The sequence below is a fragment of the Kocuria sp. NPDC057446 genome (genome assembly GCF_042802875.1).
Taxonomy (GTDB): Bacteria; Actinomycetota; Actinomycetes; order Actinomycetales; family Micrococcaceae; genus Kocuria.
In genome coordinates, this window is record NZ_JBHVDI010000017.1 from 19107 (window position 1) to 37522 (window position 18416).

General features: G+C 71.9%; 13 protein-coding genes and 1 pseudogene. 5 read left to right on the top strand and 9 right to left on the bottom strand.

The window, feature by feature from the left end; all coding sequences use genetic code 11:
- Positions 1-374: 374 nt before the first annotated feature.
- Together ACFU0Y_RS03915 and ACFU0Y_RS03920 are read right to left on the bottom strand one after the other, a co-directional pair.
- Positions 375-1583, bottom strand: a complete 1209-nt coding sequence (locus ACFU0Y_RS03915) for a CAP domain-containing protein (RefSeq protein WP_380213137.1) — start codon at positions 1581-1583, stop codon at positions 375-377.
- The gene (locus tag ACFU0Y_RS03920) at positions 1580-3484 is read right to left on the bottom strand and encodes a GH25 family lysozyme (protein WP_380213138.1); all 1905 of its coding nucleotides are present in this window, start codon (positions 3482-3484) and stop codon (positions 1580-1582) included. The genes ACFU0Y_RS03915 and ACFU0Y_RS03920 overlap by 4 nt, the downstream gene beginning before the upstream one ends.
- A gap of 305 nt (positions 3485-3789) precedes the next feature.
- Here ACFU0Y_RS03920 and ACFU0Y_RS03925 point away from each other — a divergent pair, with 305 nt between their 5' ends.
- A complete protein-coding gene (locus ACFU0Y_RS03925) occupies positions 3790-4401 on the top strand; it encodes a low molecular weight phosphatase family protein (RefSeq protein ID WP_380213139.1) in 612 nt (203 codons plus the stop codon).
- A gap of 22 nt (positions 4402-4423) precedes the next feature.
- Here the strand turns inward: ACFU0Y_RS03925 and ACFU0Y_RS03930 are convergent, their stop codons facing one another.
- Genes ACFU0Y_RS03930 through ACFU0Y_RS03940 form a run of 3 tightly spaced genes read right to left on the bottom strand, consistent with a single transcriptional unit; the run spans position 4424 to position 6473 of the window.
- Positions 4424-5164 (bottom strand): hypothetical protein, encoded by a 741-nt coding sequence (locus ACFU0Y_RS03930; protein WP_380213140.1) that lies wholly within the window; start codon positions 5162-5164, stop codon positions 4424-4426.
- On the bottom strand, positions 5161-6081 hold the full coding sequence (locus ACFU0Y_RS03935) for an ABC transporter ATP-binding protein (RefSeq protein WP_380213141.1): 921 nt from the start codon (positions 6079-6081) through the stop codon (positions 5161-5163). Before ACFU0Y_RS03935 ends, ACFU0Y_RS03930 begins: the two co-directional genes overlap by 4 nt.
- Positions 6078-6473 carry a GntR family transcriptional regulator gene (locus ACFU0Y_RS03940; RefSeq protein ID WP_380213142.1) on the bottom strand — a complete coding sequence of 132 codons (396 nt, stop codon included), beginning with the start codon at positions 6471-6473 and terminating at the stop codon, positions 6078-6080. The genes ACFU0Y_RS03935 and ACFU0Y_RS03940 overlap by 4 nt, the downstream gene beginning before the upstream one ends.
- Before the next feature lie 119 nt (positions 6474-6592).
- On the opposite strand from ACFU0Y_RS03940, the gene ACFU0Y_RS03945 reads away from it, so the two are divergent.
- Positions 6593-7771 (top strand): PP2C family protein-serine/threonine phosphatase, encoded by a 1179-nt coding sequence (locus tag ACFU0Y_RS03945; RefSeq protein ID WP_380213143.1) that lies wholly within the window; start codon positions 6593-6595, stop codon positions 7769-7771.
- A 101-nt stretch (positions 7772-7872) separates the two neighbouring features.
- Here the strand turns inward: ACFU0Y_RS03945 and ACFU0Y_RS03950 are convergent, their stop codons facing one another.
- From ACFU0Y_RS03950 to opgC, 3 genes are all read right to left on the bottom strand, one after another.
- Positions 7873-8307 (bottom strand): ATP-binding protein, encoded by a 435-nt coding sequence (locus tag ACFU0Y_RS03950; RefSeq protein WP_380213144.1) that lies wholly within the window; start codon positions 8305-8307, stop codon positions 7873-7875.
- Positions 8300-8632 (bottom strand): STAS domain-containing protein, encoded by a 333-nt coding sequence (locus tag ACFU0Y_RS03955; protein WP_380213145.1) that lies wholly within the window; start codon positions 8630-8632, stop codon positions 8300-8302. The genes ACFU0Y_RS03950 and ACFU0Y_RS03955 overlap by 8 nt, the downstream gene beginning before the upstream one ends.
- A gap of 167 nt (positions 8633-8799) precedes the next feature.
- Positions 8800-11283 (bottom strand): OpgC domain-containing protein, encoded by a 2484-nt coding sequence (gene opgC / locus ACFU0Y_RS03960; RefSeq protein ID WP_380213146.1) that lies wholly within the window; start codon positions 11281-11283, stop codon positions 8800-8802.
- A 192-nt stretch (positions 11284-11475) separates the two neighbouring features.
- Between opgC and ACFU0Y_RS03965 the strand changes: the two genes are divergently transcribed.
- A complete protein-coding gene (locus ACFU0Y_RS03965; protein WP_380213147.1) occupies positions 11476-13428 on the top strand; it encodes a glycosyltransferase in 1953 nt (650 codons plus the stop codon).
- Positions 13428-14453, top strand: a complete 1026-nt coding sequence (locus tag ACFU0Y_RS03970; protein WP_380213148.1) for a glycoside hydrolase family 26 protein — start codon at positions 13428-13430, stop codon at positions 14451-14453. The genes ACFU0Y_RS03965 and ACFU0Y_RS03970 overlap by 1 nt, the downstream gene beginning before the upstream one ends.
- Positions 14454-14473: 20 nt before the next feature.
- On the opposite strand, the gene ACFU0Y_RS03975 is transcribed toward ACFU0Y_RS03970, so the two are convergent.
- Positions 14474-16879, bottom strand: a complete 2406-nt coding sequence (locus ACFU0Y_RS03975) for an ATP-binding cassette domain-containing protein (protein WP_380213149.1) — start codon at positions 16877-16879, stop codon at positions 14474-14476.
- Positions 16880-17252: 373 nt separating this feature from the next.
- On the opposite strand from ACFU0Y_RS03975, the pseudogene ACFU0Y_RS03980 reads away from it, so the two are divergent.
- A pseudogene (locus tag ACFU0Y_RS03980) lies at positions 17253-18416 on the top strand (hypothetical protein); the annotation flags it as partial.

Consider the following 18416-nt stretch of genomic DNA (forward strand, 5'->3'; position numbering starts at 1 on the left):
AATTCGCATCGCGACACATGTATATGGGAAGGCAAAGACGCGGGACGACGGAGTCCTTGTTTACCCTGCGGTACTTAATGATCGGAAAGTCGGGCGGATCGGGGGACAGGCCGGCGGAAAGATGTCCCCCGATGTGGCCACGCGAAAACGCAGAAATCCCCAGGTTCCGCACAAAGGATGCAGCCACCTGCCGCCGGAAGTGTGAGCGGTACCACACCCGGACGTGCGGTTTCGTCCCGGCGACCCTCCCACGGGGGACACGGGTGCGGAGGCGCAGGCGCGTCCGCCGGCCGGGGGACGTCCGCCCGCACTGGTGGACAGCAGAACGCCCGGCCGGGGGGATCCGGCCGGGCGTTCGTGCGGAGCCGAGAGGGTCAGCGGGTGACCCAGGTCCGCTTCGTGACCGAGGACCAGTGCACGGTGTACCCGTTCGAGAACCGCTGGCGCACCTCGGAGCCGTACCGGTACTCGTCGGTGCTCGGGTAGCCGTAGCCCCGCTCGTAGCCGGCCGACTTCCACCGCTGGCCGATCGCGCTGTTCTCCTTGACGGTCTTCGCCCCGGTGCGGGGGCTCCACAGCACCTTGTGCACGGAGGCGCCGCTGCGGAACACCTGGTAGGCGCCGCCGCCGGTGAGCCCGCCGCGCTCCTGGCCGCTGGGGTAGCCGTAGCCGCGCTCGTAGCCGGCGGCGGCGTACTTCTGGCCGATGGCGCTGTCGAACCGCACCGGCCAGGCCCCGGTGGGGGCGCTCCAGTAGAAGGTGGTGCTCTTGGCGAAGCTCTGCAGGGAGCCGCCGCCCACCAGCCCGCCGCGCTCGTTCGTGGTCGGGGCGCCGAAGGCCGCGGCTCCACCCAGGGCGTGGTACTGGCGGCCGATCCCGCCGCGCACCTCGTACCCGGCCGAGGTGATCGGCGCGACGGCCGGAGGCTTGGGCGCCGGCGCCGGTGCCGGCGCAGGTGCCGGCGCGGGCGCCGGGGCCGGTGCCGTGCCCACCACGGTCCGGGCGTCCGCGGGCGCGCTGCCGTTCGCGTAGCCGTAGGAGGTCACGGTGCCCACGAGCTTCCAGCCCTGCTTGTTGCCGGCCAGCTGCCCGTCCACGTAGGTCAGACCGATGCCGATGACCGACATCTTCGGGTCGGTGAGGACCTTGTTGTGCGCCGTGGAGCCCTTCCACCACGTCATCAGGTCGCTCACCCTGCCCTGCCAGGAGACGGCGTGGATCTCCCCGGCGGCGTTCCAGGCGCCGGCCCGGGAGTCCTTGAGGAAGGTGTCCGTGTGGTCGATGACCTCCTCGCGGACCAGGCGGTCGGACTGGCCCTGGGCGATCCCGGAGACGGTGGCCGAGTACTTCACGGGGGCCAGGCCCTTGGCCTTGCGGTGGGCGTTGATGAGCTCCAGCAGCTGCTGGGCGTCGGCCGAGCGGGTGCTCGCGGAGACCTTGACGATGTCCGAGGTCGCCGCGGCGGCCGGGGCCGCCGCGAGGATCCCGGTGGCGGGAACCGCCAGGGCGAGGGCCGCGGCGGTCAGCGCCAGGCGGCCGGGGGTGCGGGTGCGCGCAGGGGCGCGGTGCTTGGCGTCGGTCATCGGGTGGCCCAGGTCCTCTTCGTGGTGGTCGAGTAGTGCACGGTGAAGTTCTTCGAGAACTTCTGCCGGATCTCGGTGCCGTAGCGGTACTCGCCGGTGGTCGGGTAGCCGTAGCCGCGCTCGGAGCCGGCGGCCATCCACTCCCGGCCGATCGCGCTGTTCTCCTTGACGGCGTGCGCCCCGGTGGCGGGGCTCCACAGGATCTTGTGGACGTCGTTGCCGTTGCGGAACAGCTGGTACGAGCCGCCGTTGACGAGCCCGCCGATCTCGGGGGTGGAGGGGTAGCCGTAGCCGCGCTCGTAGCCGCCGCGCTTCCAGGCGCCGCCGATCGCGCTGGTCTCCCGGACGGGCTGGGCGCCGGTGGCGGGGCTCCACAGCACCTTGTTCACGGCGGAGCCGCTGCGGAACACCTGGTAGGCGCCACCGCCGGTGAGCCCGGTGATCTCGCGGGTGCTGGGGTAGCCGAAGCCGTTCTCGTAGCGGTTGGCGGTGAACTTCCGGCCGATGGCGCCGTTGAAGTTCACGGGCCACGCGCCGGTGGGGGAGCTCCAGTAGAACGTGTGGTTCTTGGAGAACCGCTGGTACACGCCACCGTTGACCAGGCCGCCGCGCTCGTTCATGGTCGGCGTGCCGAAGACCGAGGAGCCGCCGAGGGCCCGGTACTGGTTGCCGATGCCGCCCTTCACCACGTAGCCGGCGGGGGCCACCTCGGCGGGGGCCGCCGGAGCGGTCACCGGGGTGCCGGCCGGGGCGCGGCCGCCGAGGGGCTTGTAGTAGCGGTTGCGCACCAGGTCCTGGAGCTGCGCCGCGCTGCCGCGGTAGACGTTGGCGTCGATCTTCTCGTTGAAGCCGGCGTCGGTGTACTGCCAGAAGTCGTAGGTGGACCAGCCGCTGGGCACCCGGGGGGCGGTGGTCCCGTAGGCGGCGATGTGCATGGGGTGGTCGTTGAACGCGGTGGAGCTGCCGGTGCAGTCCTGCCACCAGTAGAAGTTCGTGTAGATGGCCGGCACCCGCCCGGTGCGGGCCTTGTACCGGTTGGAGAAGTCGCGGATCCAGCTGACCATCTCGGCCTGGCTGAAGTTGTAGCAGTGGTTGCCGTAGAGCGAGCGGTAGGGATTGTCCTCCATGTCCAGCAGACCGGGGAGGGTCCTGCCGTCCGCGGACCAGCCGCCGCCGTTGTCGATGAAGTAGTCGGCCTGCTTCGCGCCCGAGGACGTGCGGGTCGGGATGGCGAAGTGGTAGCCGCCGCGGACCATGCCCACGGCCCCGGCGCCGACGTACTGCTGGTTGAAGAGGCTGTTGCGGATGCTGTCGCCCTCGGAGGTCTTCACATAGGCGAAGCGGGAGCCCTGGTTCCACAGGCTCGACCAGTTCAGGGAGGGCTGCCAGTTGGAGACGTCCGTGCCCTTGATCCCGCTGGGGGCCCAGGACGCGGCGGCCCCGAGGGACTCGGCCGACGCGACCCCTGCGACAGCCTCCTCCGCGGCGCCGGGAGCGGCGCCGGGGGCGGCGCCGGTGTCGGCCGCGTCGTCGTCGGCGTTCCCGGCGAGCTCGTCGGCGGTGCGGGCGGAGGCCGCGGCCAGCTGCTCGAAGTGCTGCTCGGACTTGGCCCACTGGCCCATGACGGCGCCGCCGTGCGGGTCGCCCGCGGCGGGCTGGGTGCCGGCGCGGGCCGGGTCGGGGCGGACGGCCTCGCCGGTGGCCGCGTCCACCGCGGTGGAGACGATCTCGCCGTCGGACTCCACGACCTTGGAGACCAGGCCGCCCTGGCGCTCCTCGGAGAGGGTGGTGGTTCGGGGGGTGGCGGCCTCGTCCAGGGCCGCGACCGGGGTCAGTGTGGTGATGGCCAGCACCGCCGCCGTGAGGGCGGCGGGCAGCGTCAGTCGGGGGGTTGCTTTCACGCTGGAACGCCTAACTCGCATGGATCGTTGGGGGGAACGACTCGTGCAAGGCCATCGGGATGGGGGGAAGATCCTCAGAGCCAGGTCGAGTATAAAGGCGCGTTTGCATAAATAATCAATAACGATGTGCCGTGTTACGCACCCGTACCTCTTCGGGCGTAGTGATCCGGTCCCCGGCACGACGACGACGGGCTCTGCGCACCCCGGTTCCCGTCAGCGGCGCGATGCCCCTCCGCGAGGAGAACGCCCTGCTCAGGCGGCACCGGCGGATACGATGAACCGGACTCGACCCCCAGAGGAGAACCATGGCCCCCACGCGCATCCTGACGGTCTGCACGGGCAACGTGTGCCGCTCGCCCATGGCGGCGGTCGAGCTCGACCACGGCCTCGACGAGATCTCGCCCGGGGGCTTCGAGGTGACGAGCGCCGGGATGCACGCGCTGGTGGACGAGGGCTTCGAGCAGCGGGTGGGCCGGCTGGCCCAGGACCGCGGCCTGGAGGCCGCCGCCGCGCACCGGGCCCGGCAGGTCACCCCGGACGTGCTGCAGGACGTGGACCTCGTGCTCGTGATGGCCCGGGAGCACACCCAGCCGCTGCTGCAGCAGGCCCCGCGGCTGCTGAAGAGGGTCTTCACGCTGCGGGAGTTCGCCCGGATCCTGCAGTACCTCTCCACCGACCCGGAGCTCGACCGCGCGGTGCCGGCGGAGCGCGCCGAGCGCTGGGCGTGGCTGGTGCAGCAGGCGCCGCGGCTGCGGCAGCGGGTGCCGGTGCGCCACCCGGAGCGCAACGACGTCATCGACCCCTATCGCCAGGAGGACGCGGTGCTCCAGCAGATGGCGGACGAGCTGTTCGAGGCCACGGACGCGATCCTCGCCTTCGAGCGCCGCTACGCGGAGCGGACGGCGGCCGCCGGGTAGCCGGCGGGCTGCCGTCCGGTCCTCAAGCCGGCATCCTGCGCAGCGTGAGGTAGGAGCCGACCGCGAGCAGGGCGCTCAGCAGCACCGCCCACATCGTCAGGCCCAGGGAGCCGGTCTCCGCGATCCAGGCGCCCACCTCCGGCCAGGCCTGCCGCAGGCTGACCAGGGCGACGAGCCCCACGAGCGCCAGGCCGATCGCGAGCATGACGATCACGAGCTTGGCCGTGCCGAAGCGCTTGAAGATCGTGGCGAACCAGAAGCCGATGATGAAGAACAGCATCGTGGAGACGAAGTACGTCAGGCCCGCCGCGAGCGGCCCGGCCGCCCAGATCCAGTCGAGGTAGGCGAAGTACCCGTTGAGGCCGTAGCCGTCCGTGGCCCGCTCGACCAGCCCGAGCAGCACGAAGATCAGCGACATGCCCAGGCCGCTCACGGCGGCGGCCGCCAGGGAGCCGAGATAGAACTCCCGGCGCGTCAGACTCATCGCCTGGGAGAACGGGAAGGTCAGCGTCATGGCCTGGACCCCGACCACGAGGAAGTACCACAGCGGCGCCTGCGAGCCCCCGCCGATCTTGACGTCCACGCCGCCGGCGCTGTGGATGATCCAGTAGATCAGCAGGGTGAGCACCCAGGCGCCGCCGAGCACGAGCGCCGGCACCCAGACGAAGGTCTGCGTGTTCACGAACTGCAGGCGCACCACGTTGAGGGTGCGGTGGCGCACCGCCGCGGGGCGGGTCACGGTGCCGGCGTCGAGGGCGGTCATCGGAGGGCTCCTTCCTGGGTGGCCGCGGCGCGCGCGTCGTGGCCGGGGGAGCGCCGCTGCGTGCGGCGCACGATGAGCTGCTGCAGGGAGACGGGCGCCAGCTCGAGTCCCGCCGCGGTGATCGCGGCGCGCTCGGCGTCCTCGAGGCGGCCGAGGAACGTGACGGAGGCGACGCGGCCGAGGCTCTCGCGGTGGATGACCTCGCGGCCGCGCACCGCGTCCTCCACCGCGGAGGCCTCGCCGACGACGTTCGTGGCCTGGGCCCGGGCGTCGTCGGTGGACTCGTCCATGATGATCCGGCCCTCGTCGATCACCAGCACCCGTTCGAGGAGGTTCGCGACCTCGTCGATGAGGTGGCTCGAGAGCAGCACCGTCCGCGGGTGCTCCGCGTAGTCGGTCAGCAGGCGGTCGTAGAAGATCTGCCGCGCGACGGCGTCGAGGCCCAGGTACGGCTCGTCGAAGAAGGTGATCTCCGCCCGCGACGCCAGGCCGATGATGACGCCCACGGCCGAGAGCTGACCGCGGGACAGCTTCTTGATGGTGCGCTTCACGGGCAGCTGGAACTCGTCGACGAGCTCGTCGGCGAGCTGCTGGTCCCACCGCGGGAAGAACATCCGCGCCGAGGTGAAGGCGTGCCGCGGGGTGGCGTCGTCGGGGTACTTCTGGCTCTCGCGCACGAAGCACATCCGGCTGAGCACCCGGGCGTTCTCGTAGGGGTTCTCCCCGAACACGCGCACCTCACCGCGCGTGGGGAGGTTCTGCGCCGTGAGGATCGACATCGCGGTGGTCTTGCCGGCGCCGTTGCGGCCCAGCAGTCCGTAGACCGTGTCCTGCTCGACGTCGAAGCTCACGTCGTCGAGGGCGAGCTTGTCCTTGTAGCGCTTGGTGAGGTTGCGGACCTCGATCACGGGATTCATGGTGTCCTTCGATCTGGCGTGGCCTGTGGTGCGGTGCCGGCGGCACCGGCTCGGACGAGATCGGCGACGTCGTCGGGCCCGAGCCCGATCTTGCGCGCCTCGGCGAGCAGCGGGTGCACGTAGCGGTGGGCGAAGGCGCTGCGGCGCTCCTCGAGCAGGAGCTCCCGGGCGCCGGGGGCGACGAACATCCCGATGCCCCGGCGCTTCTGGAGCACTCCCTTGCCGACGAGCATGTTGATGCCCTTCGCGGCGGTGGCCGGGTTGATGCGGTAGAAGGCGGCGAGCTCGGTGGTGGACGGCGCCTGGGCCTCCTCGGCGAGGCTGCCGTCCACGATCGAGTCCTCGACCTGCTCGGCGATCTGCACGAACAGGGGCTTGCCGTCGTCGACCACTCCGACCCCCGAGCTAGTTGGTTAGTTACTCCACTAGTACACCGCTTAAGGCGCAAGGCGTCAAGAGGTTGCACCCCCCGAGGGTCTCGGGCCCGGCGCGGGCCGGTAGCGTAGGCGTCATGACAGCGGCTGCGGAGACATCGGAAGAGGAAGCTCGGGTTCGCGCCCTGCACGGACTCCGCATCCTCGACACCCCGCGGGAGGAGCGCTACGACCGCGTGGTGCGCATCGCCCGCGAGGTGTTCGGGGTCAAGGCCGCCGCGGTGAACCTGATCGACACCGACCGGCAGTTCACCAAGGCGGAGTCCGGTCTCGGCGGGCTGGTCCATGCCACGCGCACCGACTCGCTGTGCGCGCGCACCGTCGAGGCCGACGAGATGCTGGTCGTCCCGGACGCTGTGATCGACGAGCGGTTCACCGGCAGCTCCTTCATCACCGTGCCGGACCCGGTGCGGTTCTACGCGGGGCATCCGCTGCACGCCCCCGGCGGGGAGACCGTGGGGTCGCTGTGCCTGGTCGACGACCACCCGCGGGAGCTGGACGAGCGGGAGCGGCGCCTCCTGGGGGAGATGGCCGGGTGGGTCGAACGGGAACTGGCCACGGCCCAGGAGATGGACCGGGCCGAGCAGGTGCAGCGCCTGCTCATGCCCCGCACCGGTCTGCGGACGCCCGCGATCGAGGCCGCCGGACGCTGCCTGCCGGCGAGGTCACTGGGCGGGGACTTCTACGACTGGATGGTGCTGGGCGACCAGGTGCAGATCATGGTGGCCGACGTGATGGGCAAGGGGATCCCGGCGGCCCTGCTCGCCGCGTCGGCCCGTGCGGTGCTGCGCGGCACCTTCCAGTACAACGCCCCGGCGGAGGCCATGGCACGCGCCGCCGGGGCGCTGACTCCGTTGCTGGAGCAGGCCGGGGCCTTCACCACGGCGTTCATCGCCCGTCTGGATCCCTGCACCGGGCACCTGGAGTACATCGACGCCGGGCACGGCCTGGCGCTGATCCTGCGCCCTGACGGAACCTGGCGGCGGCTCGCCTCCTCCGGACCGCCGCTGGGCGTCCTGCCGGACTGGACCTGGGAGATCCACACCGACGAGATGGGGCCCCACGAGACGCTGACGGTGTTCTCGGACGGGTTCCTGGACTTCTTCGACGACCTCGACCAGGCGCTGTCCACGGTCGCGGCGCTGAACACGCTGGCCACGACCGCCGACCAGCTCGTACGGCTGTGCAGCGACTACGCCGATTCGTCCGTGGCGGACGACGACACCACGGTGCTGGCCCTGCGCCGAGTCACCTGAGCCGGCGCAGGCTGCCCGTGCCGGGCCGCCCCGCTCCTCGGGGCGTGGCGGCCGGTGACGACGGCAACGTCCTCGGCACCGGGCGTCGGTCCCCGGCGTGGCTACGGTCCTTCTCCGTGGTACTCCCGGCGCAGCTCCCACACGTTCGTGTCGCCGTGGCGTTCGAACACCACGGTGCTCACCAGGGCTCGGACCAGGGCCAGGCCGCGACCGGACTCCGCCAGCTCGTCCACCCCGGGATCCGCCCCGGCGTCCACCCCGGAGGGAGCCGCTCCGATCTCGTAGACCCTCGCCTGCAGTCGGCACGGTGCCGCGGTGACGTCGACCTGGAGCTCCAAGGGTGCGCCGGCGGACGGCACGGCGTGGGCCACCACATTGGTGGCGACCTCGACCACCGCCAGGGTGAACGCCATGCGGTCGACCTGTGGGACGTCGTCCGCCTCGGACCACAGGCTGTCGATGTCGTCGTGCACCGCCTCGATGGTCGCGGCCGTCGCGGGACCGCGTCGAGAGCAGGTTCTCGGCTCCTCAGCCACGGGGAAAGGCCTCGTCCACGGAGTCGTAGGGGGTGAAGACCCTGGTCATGCCGGTCAGTTCCAGCACCATGCGCACCTGTGGGCTCACGTTGGCGATGCGGAGGTCGCCGCCGGCCTGCCGGGCCGCCTTCAAGCAGCCGACCAGGGCGCCGAGGCCGGAGGAGTCCACGAACTCGATGCCCGCCATGTCGAGGACGAGATGGTGATGACCGGACGCGATCACCTCCGCCACGGCCTCCCGCAGCCGGGGCGCCCTCACCATGTTCAGCCGGCCCGTGCCGGTGAGGCGGGTGTAGCCGGATGCGTGCTCGACAGCGATCTCCACGGTGTTCCTCTCCTCCGGTGACGGTCCCGGCCGACCTTCGGCCGCGGTCGATCCGTCCACCACTGCCGGGGCGGCGGATCCCCCCGTACGCTCACCACAGTAGCGAGTGGCCGGACGGGCCTGGCGAGGACGACGCGAACGGCTGTCCCTCCGAACGGATCCGTGGGTCAGCGGGGAATGATCCGGAACAGGAAGCGCGTCCGGACCATCACCCAGAGCAGCCCGAGGATCACCACGTAGGCGGCCGAGTTGAGCCACAGGTCTCCCTGCTGCAGGGCAGGGATGTTGGCCGCTGCGAGGATCAGGAACACGTGCAGGATGAAGACGTAGAGGGTGGCCTGGCCCAGCGGGACGAGGAACCACCCGAGGAGTCGCTCGAGCGGCCGCCAGTAGGCGGTGAGCAGGGCGTAGCCGGCGATGATCACCAGCAGCACGTTGACCAGACGGCCGATGCCCAGGTACGTCCTGCCGAAGAACCCGTCGTAGACGGTGCGGAACGTGCTCTCCGGGAGCAGGGCGAGCCGGACGTCGTAGGCGTTGGTGAAGTAGGGACTGGACCAGGAGAACGCGGCGAGGGCGACGGTCAGGAGCACGCAGGCGACCAGCAGGACCCGCCGTGAGGGCGCGGAGAACCAGGCGACGATCTCGTGCCGGTAGTAGCCGGCCACCATGCCGAGCACGAACAGCACCTGCCAGACCAGCAGCGGGAAGGAGTTCTCGAACTGGGAGGGCAGCAGCCGGAACCGGGTGGTCGTGCCCACCGCGTACAGGCCCAGGCTGATCGCCAGCACCAGCCATGCCCTGCCGCGCGCGAGGGCGGCCAGGACCAGCGGGCTCAGGGCGAGCAGGATCACGTACAGACCCATGATGTTGAACTGCCAGGGGCCGATCTGCAGCAGCAGCAGCGACGGGACCAGATGGGCGGGGACCGGGAACTGCGTGAGGCCCTCCAGGCCCGCGTAGAGGTCGTAGACGGTCCCGGCGGCGCCTGCCCCGGCGGCCCCGGTGCCCTGGTCGGTGAAGGTGGTGACGGCCGTGGCGTCGAGGAAGGGCAGGCGGCTCAGGGCGTAGACCAGCAGGACCACCACCAGGGCGGTGACGTAGAGCTTCCACGCGCGTCGGCTCGTGCGGTCCACCACGTCACCCAGGTGGTCCTTGACGCGGGGTCCGTAGACCATGCCCAGGACCGCTCCCGAGAGCAGGACGAACAGCTCGGCGCCCGAGATCACGCCGATGCTCTCCTGGGTCAGCAGCTGGAAGAGCGAGGTCAGGGCGACGTGGTTGACCACCACGAAGACGATGGCCATCCCGCGCAGCATGTCGATGCGCACGTCCCGGGAGGACGCGCCGGCGTAGGCCCATCGGCGAACGGAGCGCAGCTGCGGGAGCAGGCACAGGACCAGCGCCACGGCCAGGGCGGCCAGCGCCGTGCTCCAGGCCGCGGCACCGTCCAGGGCGGCACCCGCGGCGGCCGGTGCGGTCCCCGCCAGGGCCGACCGCTCGACCACCGGCCCGCTCAGCACGCCGGAACGGTCCAGGTCCTCGGCGAAGGCCGTGGCGAGGTCCTCGTCGGCCGCGACCCGCCAGTCCACGGTCAGCGCGCCCTCGTCGCGGTCCTCGACCGACTCGTTCCACACCAGGGCCCCGATCCGGTCGTGCTCCTCGGCGGGGGCCGCCAGGGCCTGTGTCCACCAGGAGCTCTTGACCTCTTCCTCCGAGGGCCCGCCCTCGACGTCGGGACTGTAGAAGGCGCCGGTCTCGACCATGAGGGGCTTGTCGCGCCCCACGGCGTAGCGGGCGTAGAAGTCGGCGTCGTCCGGCGGACCGGTTCCTGCCGCCGGGCCGAGCAGGGCGGCGAACCGCCCGGGCGGCGGCACCGTGTTGCGGGCCGGCCCGTTCCGGGTCTCGTCGTGGTAGATGCTCAGTCCCACCCAGTCCACGACGTCGTCACCGGGATAGTACGGGCCGTAGGCGTCGTCGGCGCTGTCCCAGCTCCCGTCCCCGGTGGTGTCCAGGGCGCCCAGCGTCCCACCCTCCGGGCCGGTGGTGGACGGGGCCCGGAAGGGGTAGTCCTCGGCCGCGGTGGGCGACCACACCAGCACCGGGTCCTCGAGCTCGTCGTCGAAGGCGGTCGCCACGGTGCGGAACGCCTCGGTGTAGGCCTCCGGCTGCTGGCCCCACGGCACCCAGGAGACGTTCATCTGCGGGGCGAAGCGGATGAACACGGTGCCGTCGTACCCCTCGGCGACGTCGGCCACCTGGGCCGCCAGGACCGAGGCCCGCGCGTCGTCGATCCGTGCCAGGGGGACCTCGGGCCGGATCGTGAGCAGGGCGTGGGCGCCCTGGGCCGCGACCTGTCCGAAGTAGTCGCGCAGGTAGCCCTGCTCCTGCTCGCTCATCGGCAGCGGGACCGGCCGTCCGTACACGGCCGCGGGCGCCCCGAGGCGCTCGGCGTGGCCGGCGGCGGAGTCGGCGGCCCAGTCCAGCAGCGCCCCCAGGTAGGGGCCCTCCTCGGGGACGGCCGGTGTCTGCGGACCCGCCGTCGCCTGCGCCGGGTCGGCGCGGACCGGACCGAGCACGGTCATGAGCAGGACCAGGAGCAGGATCACGGCGGCGGGGATCCGCCGGTCCCGGTGAACGGTGGAACTCACGGCGCCCCCTCGGCATCGGCTGGTCCTCGTCGGCCCTCCCCGCCGGTCGAGCACCACGGACAGCGCCTGCCGGCGCGTCCTCGGAGCAGCCAGGAAAAGGATACTGGCCGGCACCGGCGGCCGAGCCTGCCACTAAGCTGGTTTCCCGTGGGCGGGGCCTCCTGCGCCGCGGGGCACCGATGAGGAGATGATGTGCACCATTTCGTGATCCGTCTGCTGGTCGTGCTGACCGTCATCCTGGGGGTGAACTATCTGACGTGGCGCTGGCTGGAGTCGCTGAACTGGTCGGCGTGGTGGGTCGCCGTGCCGCTGGTGCTGGCCGAGACCTACAGCCTGATCGACGTGATGCTGTTCGGCCTGACGATGTGGCGGATCAAGGAACGGACGCCGCCGCCGGCTCCGCCGGGGATGACCGTGGACGTGTTCATCACCACCTACAACGAACCGCTGGACATGGTCATGGACACCGCGCTCGCCGCCCAGCGCATCCGGTATCCCCATGAGACGTGGATCCTCGACGACGGCGCACGGCCCGAGCTGCAGGAGCTGGCCGAGGCCCACGGGATCGGCTACCTCACGCGCAGCGCGGAGTGGAAGGACCGGCCTCGCCACGCGAAGGCGGGCAACCTCAACAACGCGCTGATGATGACGCAGGGCGAGTTCATGCTCATCCTCGACGCCGACCAGGTGCCGGAGCCCGAGATCCTGGACCGGACGCTCGGCTACTTCAACCACCGCAAGGTGTCCCTGGTACAGACCCCGCAGTACTTCGTCAACGTGCCCGAGGACGATCCGCTGGGCAGCCAGGCCCCGCTGTTCTACGGTCCGCTCCAGCAGGGCAAGGACGGCTGGAACGCCGCCTTCTTCTGCGGCTCGAACGCGATCCTGCGCCGGGAGGCGCTGATGCAGCTGGGCCTGGTCGGCTACGTGGAGGAGGTGGAGCGGAACATCCGCAACGCCCTCCAGGGGGCGCGCACGGCCGTGCGCACGGCGCGCAGGTCCGCGCAGGCGGACGACCCGGTGGTGGCTCGCCTGCTGGACGAGGTGGAGCGGGCCACCCGGAAGGCCCGGGCGGACCTGAAGGCAGGGCGGTCCTACAGCGAGATCACCTACGACCTGCGCCGCACGGTGGACGACGCCGTCCAGGAGCTCGTCGCCGCGGACTTCTCCGCGCTGCAGGCGGACCTCGCGGAGATCTCCGCCATGGGCCTGGACACCGACCGCGGCCACCTCTCCCCGGAGGAGGTCGAGACGGCGGTGGCCCATCTGTCCGCCCGGGAGTGGTCCCCGCTCGGGGCGCTCGAGTCCGTGCAGGCGGTGCTCGACGCCGTGTCCGTGGAGCGCGGCGACGAGGCGCAGCCGGTCATGCCGCTGGCGACGATCTCGGTGACCGAGGACATGGCGACCTCCATGCGGATGCACGCCCTGGGGTGGCGCAGCGTCTACCACCACGAGGTCCTGGCGCTGGGCCTGGCCCCGGAGGACCTCAAGACCATGCTCACCCAGCGCCTGCGCTGGGCCCAGGGCACCATCCAGGTGCTGCTGCGGGAGAACCCGCTGTCCAAGCGGGGCATGCGGTGGACGCAGCGCCTGATGTACTTCGCCACCATGTGGAGCTACCTGTCCGGCTTCGCCGCGGTGGTCTACATCGCGGCGCCGATCATCTACCTGGTCCTCGGCGTCCTGCCCGTCACCAGTCTGAGCGCGGACTTCTTCGTCCGGTTCATACCCTTCATGGTCGTCAACCAGGTCCTGTTCGCGGTGGCGGGGCGGGGGGCCAAGACGTGGCGAGGACAGCAGTACAGCCTGGCCCTGTTCCCCACCTGGATCAAGGCGTGCACCACCGCCGCGCGGAACGTGTGGTTCGGCCGTCCGCTCGGCTTCGCCGTGACCCCGAAGGTCAAGGAGGGCACCAGCCGCGACTGGCACCTGATCCGGCCCCAGCTGATCGCCATGGCCCTGCTCGCGGCGGCCCTGGTCATCGGCATGGTCCGCCTGGCCGTGGGTCTGAACGAGCCGCTCGGAACCCTCGTCAACGTGGCGTGGGTGGTCTTCGACCTCGTGGTGCTGAGCGTGCTGATCAAGGCGGTGCGCTACGAGGGCTTCGCGCCCGAGGAGGAGCCCGTCCGCACCGAAGCCCACTGATGCCGCCCCTCGCGGCCAGGGCCCCGCAGCGGTCCCCGAGCCGACGCTCCGTCCTGGTCGCCGCAGCAGCGGCGGCCCTGCTCACCGCCTGCGCCGAGAGGACCACCATCGAGACCTTTCCACCTCACCACCGCCTCCGCCCCCTGCAGCACGGGGTCTTCCTGCCCCACGGGCCCGGGGACGGGCCCGCCTTCACCGCCATGACCGGTGCCGCACCGCAGTGGATCCTGCTGTTCCAGGACTGGGCCCAGGAGCATCCACCGCTGGGAGCTCTCGACGCCGTGCGGGCCCAGGGGGCCACCCCCCTCCTGACCTGGGAGCCCTGGCGCGCCGCAGCACCGGGAACGGTGCCCGCCGCCGCCGCGCACCAGCCGCCCTTCGCGCTGACCCGGACCCTCGCCGGGGACCACGACGAGCACATCCGCCGCTGGGCGGCGGCCCTGGCCTCGTGGGGGCACGACGTCGTCCTGCGGTTCGCCCACGAGATGAACGGCGACTGGTATCCGTGGGGGACCGGCTGTCACGGCAACACCGCCGATCAGTACGTGCAGGCGTGGCACCACGTGCACGAGATGTTCGCCGCGGCCGGAGCCACCGAGGTGCGCTGGTGCTGGGCGCCCAACATCCCGGCCGCCGGCGAGGGCACCGCCACGGCGGCGCTCGCCGACTACTTCCCCGGCGACGACGTGGTCGACCTCCTGGGCATCGACGGCTACAACTGGGGGTCCTCCGATCCGTCGTTCTCCTGGACCGGGCCGGCGGAGCTCTTCGGCTCCGGTCTCGACGAGCTGCGCGGCCTGGGCACCCGGTTGCCGATCATGGTGACCGAGACGGCGTCCGCCGAAGGGCACGGTCCCGGTCAGTCCAAGGCCGACTGGATCACGGAGCTCTTCGACTACCTCGTCGACCAGGGGGACGTGCGCGGCGTCATCTGGTTCCAGGAGCACAAGGAGCGCGACTGGAGGGTCAACTCCACGTCGGCCGCCGAGGCCGCCTATCGTCAGGCCGTGGCCGGGCTGCGCTGAACCGCGGGACGACCCTGCGCTCAGGCGCCCACGTAGGCGGCGAGGTGCTCGCCGGTGAGCGTCGAGCGGGCGGCGACGAGCTCGGCCGGCGTGCCCTCGAAGACGATCCGGCCGCCGTCGTGGCCGGCGCCGGGGCCGAGGTCGATGATCCGGTCCGCGTGGGCCATGACCGCCTGGTGGTGCTCGATGACGATCACCGACTTGCCGGCGTCCACCAGCCGGTCCAGCAGGCCCAGCAGCTGCTGCACGTCGGCCAGGTGCAGACCGGTGGTAGGTTCGTCCAGCACGTAGACGCCGCCCTTCCTGCCCAGGTGGGTGGCCAGCTTCAGCCGCTGGCGCTCGCCCCCGGAGAGCGTGGTCAGCGGCTGGCCGAGGCTGAGGTAGCCCAGCCCCACGTCGGCGAGCCGGTCCAGGATCGCGTGGGCGGCCGGGGTGCGCGCGTCGCCGGCGCCGAAGAACTCCTCCGCCTCGGCCACCGGCATCGCGAGCACGTCGGCGATGTTCCGGCCGCCCAGGGTGTGCTCGAGCACCGCGGCCTGGAACCGGCGGCCCTCGCACTCCTCGCACGGGGTGGCCACCCCGGCCATCATCGCCAGGTCCGTGTAGATGACCCCGGCGCCGTTGCAGGCGGGGCAGGCGCCCTCGGAGTTGGCGCTGAACAGCGCCGGCTTCACCCCGTTGGTCTTGGCGAAGGCCTTGCGGATCGGATCCAGCAGACCCGTGTACGTCGCGGGGTTGCTGCGGCGGGAGCCGCGGATGGCGGCCTGGTCGATCGAGACCACGTCCTCCCGGCCGAGCACCGAACCGGCGATCAGCGAGCTCTTCCCGGAGCCGGCCACCCCCGTCAGCACGGTGAGCACGCCGAGCGGGATGTCCACGTCCACGGAGCGCAGGTTGTGGGTGTCGGCGCCGCGGACCTCCAGCACCCCGGTGGGGGTGCGCACCGAGGTCTTGAGGGCGGCGCGGTCGTCCAGGTGCCGCCCGGTGAGGGTGCCGGCGGCGCGCAGGCCCTCGACCGTGCCCTCGTAGCAGACGGTGCCCCCGGCCGTGCCGGCGCCGGGGCCGAGGTCCACCACGCGGTCGGCGATCGCGATGGTCTCCGGCTTGTGCTCCACCACCAGCACGGTGTTGCCCTTGTCCCGCAGCCGCAGCAGGAGCTGGTTCATCCGCTCGATGTCGTGCGGGTGCAGGCCGATGCTCGGCTCGTCGAAGACGTAGGTGACGTCGGTGAGCGAGGAGCCGAGGTGGCGGATCATCTTGGTGCGCTGGGCCTCGCCGCCGGAGAGCGTGCCGGAGGACCGGCTGAGCGAGAGGTAGCCGAGACCGATCTCCACGAAGGAGTCGAGGGTCTCGCGCAGGGCGGTCAGCAGCGGGGCCACGGACGGCTCGTCCAGCTCGCGCACCCACGCGGCGAGGTCGCTGATCTGCATCGCGCAGGCGTCGGCGATGCTGGTGCCCCGGATCTTCGAGGACCGGGCGGCCGCGCTGAGCCGGGTGCCGCCGCACTCGGGGCAGTCGGTGAACGTCACCGCCCGCTCCACGAAGGCGCGGATGTGCGGCTGCAGGGCGGAGACGTCCTTGGACAGGAAGGACTTCTGGATCCGGGGGATCAGACCCTCGTAGGTCAGGTTGATGTTGTCGACCTTGATCTTGGTCGGCTCCTTGTGGAGCAGGTCGTGCAGCTCGGTCTCGGTGTAGTCGCGGATCGGCTTGTCCGGGTCCAGGAAGCCGGAGCCGCCGAAGATCCGGCCGTACCAGCCGTCCGCGCTGTAGCCGGGGACGGTCAGCGCGCCCTCGTTGAGGGACTTGGCGGCGTCGTAGAGCTGGGTGAGGTCAAAGTCGTTGATCTGCCCCATGCCCTCGCAGCGCGGGCACATGCCCCCGGTGATGGAGAAGCTGCGCCGCTCCTTGACGGTCTTGCCGCCGCGCTCCAGGGTGACCGCACCCGCGCCGCTGATGGAGGCGACGTTGAAGGAGAAGGCCTTGGCCGTGCCGATGTGCGGCTGCCCGAGACGGCTGAAGAGGATCCGCAGCATCGCGTCCGCGTCCGTGGCGGTGCCCACGGTGGAGCGGGCGTTGGCGCCCATCCGTTCCTGGTCCACGATGATCGCGGTGGTGAGCCCGTCGAGGACGTCGACGTCGGGCCGGGCCTGGGTGGGCATGAAGCCCTGCACGAAGGTGCTGTAGGTCTCGTTGATCAGCCGCTGGGACTCCGCGGCGATCGTGCCGAACACCAGGGAGCTCTTCCCGGACCCGGAGACCCCGGTGAACACGGTCAGCCGGCGCTTGGGCAGGTCCACGCTGATGTCCTGCAGGTTGTTCTCCCGGGCGCCCCGGACGCGGATCAGGTCGTGGCTGTCGGCCACGTGCGCGTCGGGGGAGTGCGGGTCGGGGACGTGCTGGTCTCGGGGCGGGGGTGTGCTCATCGTGTCTCCATCCCTGGAACGGCGCCGCCGTCGCGGTCTCCGGCGAGCTCGCCCGGCTCGATCCGGCTCGATCCGAGCATACGTCCGGAGCATCGGCCGCGGGCAGGGGCCGGCCGGGCCTGGGGGGAGGGTCCGGCGTGGCAGGGACGGGACCGTCCCGGGAGAGGAGAAGTGTCCGACGTGGCAGGGCGCGCCAGGACCTCGGACCGGCGCCCGAGGCGGCTGGCGGGGCGCCCTGGAAAAAAGTCCGGGGGCAGCCGTCCGCAGTGGGGATCGCGCATGTACCGTGGAGTACACGATCGCAAATTGATCGTCTGCTGATAATCCCCCCGAGCGGAGCCCCCACTCCGCCTCCTGTCTGATGAGGACGACCATGACCCTCCGCAAGACGTTTCTCGCCACCGGTACCGCCGCCGCCCTGGCCTCCGGCGGCCTCCTCCTGACCGCGACCCCGGCCGCGGCCGCCCCGGGCGACGCCGCCTGCCTGGCCGCCGAGGCCGAGCTGCGCACCGCGCTCGAGCAGGCCGGCCTCGAGGCCGAGCTCGTCGACCTGCTCGAGGAGGCCGTCGACGCCGTCGTCGCGGCCCAGGCCGAGCGCGACACCCTCGCCGAGGCGGCCCTCGTGGCCGCGGCGGAGCTGGAGGCGGCCGAGGCCGCCCTGGAAGCCGCCCTCGACGCCGCCGTCGACGTCGACATCGACGCGGCCGAGGCCGACCGCGACGCCGCTCAGGAGGCCCTGGACGAGGCCACCGCCGCCCTCGAGGACTCCGAGGCGGTTCTCGACGCCGAGCTCGAGGCCTACGACGCCGTGGTCGCCGACGCGCAGGACGCCCTGGACGTCGCCCTCGACGCCCGGGCCGAGGCCGCCGCGGACGTCGACGCCGCGGAGGACGCCCTGGCCGACGCCGAGGCGGACCTCGAGGCCGCCGTCGACGCCGCGGATGCCCTGGACGCCGCCCTGGCGGCCCAGGTCGAGGCGGACGCCGCCGTCGGCCCGGCCGAGGACGCGCTGGACACCGCCCTGGCGGCCCAGCTCGAGGCGGACGCGGCCATCGACCCGCTCGACGCGCAGCTGAGCTTCGCCCTCACCGTGCAGGCCGACGCGGCACGGGACCTGGAACCTCTTGACGCGGCCCTGAACGCGGCCCTGAACGTCCAGGCCGAGGCGGAGCGCTCGCTGGCCGACGCCCAGGCGGAGCTCGACGCCGCCCTCGCGGTGCAGGTCGCCGCCGACGCGGCCGTGACGGACGCCCAGATCGCCCTCGACGCCGCGGTCGGCGCCCAGGCCACCGCCGAGGGCGTGCTGGTCGAGGCGGAGGCGACCCTCGCGGCCCTGCAGGCCGATCCGGACGCCGACGAGGACGACGTCGCCGCCGCGGAGACCGCGGTCGCGGAGGCCCAGGCCGCCGTCGAGGTGGCGATCGAGGGAGTCGCCGCCGCGGAGCTCACGCTCGGCGCGGCGGAGGACGCCGCTGCGGCGGCCGGCGAGGTGGTCGTCGTCGAGGGGGCGGACGTCCTCGCGGCGCAGGTCGAGGTG

Bases quoted from the DNA above. Each gene is read 5' to 3' on its own strand.
- ACFU0Y_RS03975 (WP_380213149.1), bottom strand. From the start codon at position 16,879: ATGAGCACACCCCCGCCCCGAGACCAGCACGTCCCCGACCCGCACTCC.
- ACFU0Y_RS03915 (WP_380213137.1), bottom strand. From the start codon at position 1,583: ATGACCGACGCCAAGCACCGCGCCCCTGCGCGCACCCGCACCCCCGGC.
- ACFU0Y_RS03925 (WP_380213139.1), top strand. From the start codon at position 3,790: ATGGCCCCCACGCGCATCCTGACGGTCTGCACGGGCAACGTGTGCCGC.
- ACFU0Y_RS03935 (WP_380213141.1), bottom strand. From the start codon at position 6,081: ATGAATCCCGTGATCGAGGTCCGCAACCTCACCAAGCGCTACAAGGAC.
- ACFU0Y_RS03970 (WP_380213148.1), top strand. From the start codon at position 13,428: ATGCCGCCCCTCGCGGCCAGGGCCCCGCAGCGGTCCCCGAGCCGACGC.
- ACFU0Y_RS03930 (WP_380213140.1), bottom strand. From the start codon at position 5,164: ATGACCGCCCTCGACGCCGGCACCGTGACCCGCCCCGCGGCGGTGCGC.
- ACFU0Y_RS03945 (WP_380213143.1), top strand. From the start codon at position 6,593: ATGACAGCGGCTGCGGAGACATCGGAAGAGGAAGCTCGGGTTCGCGCC.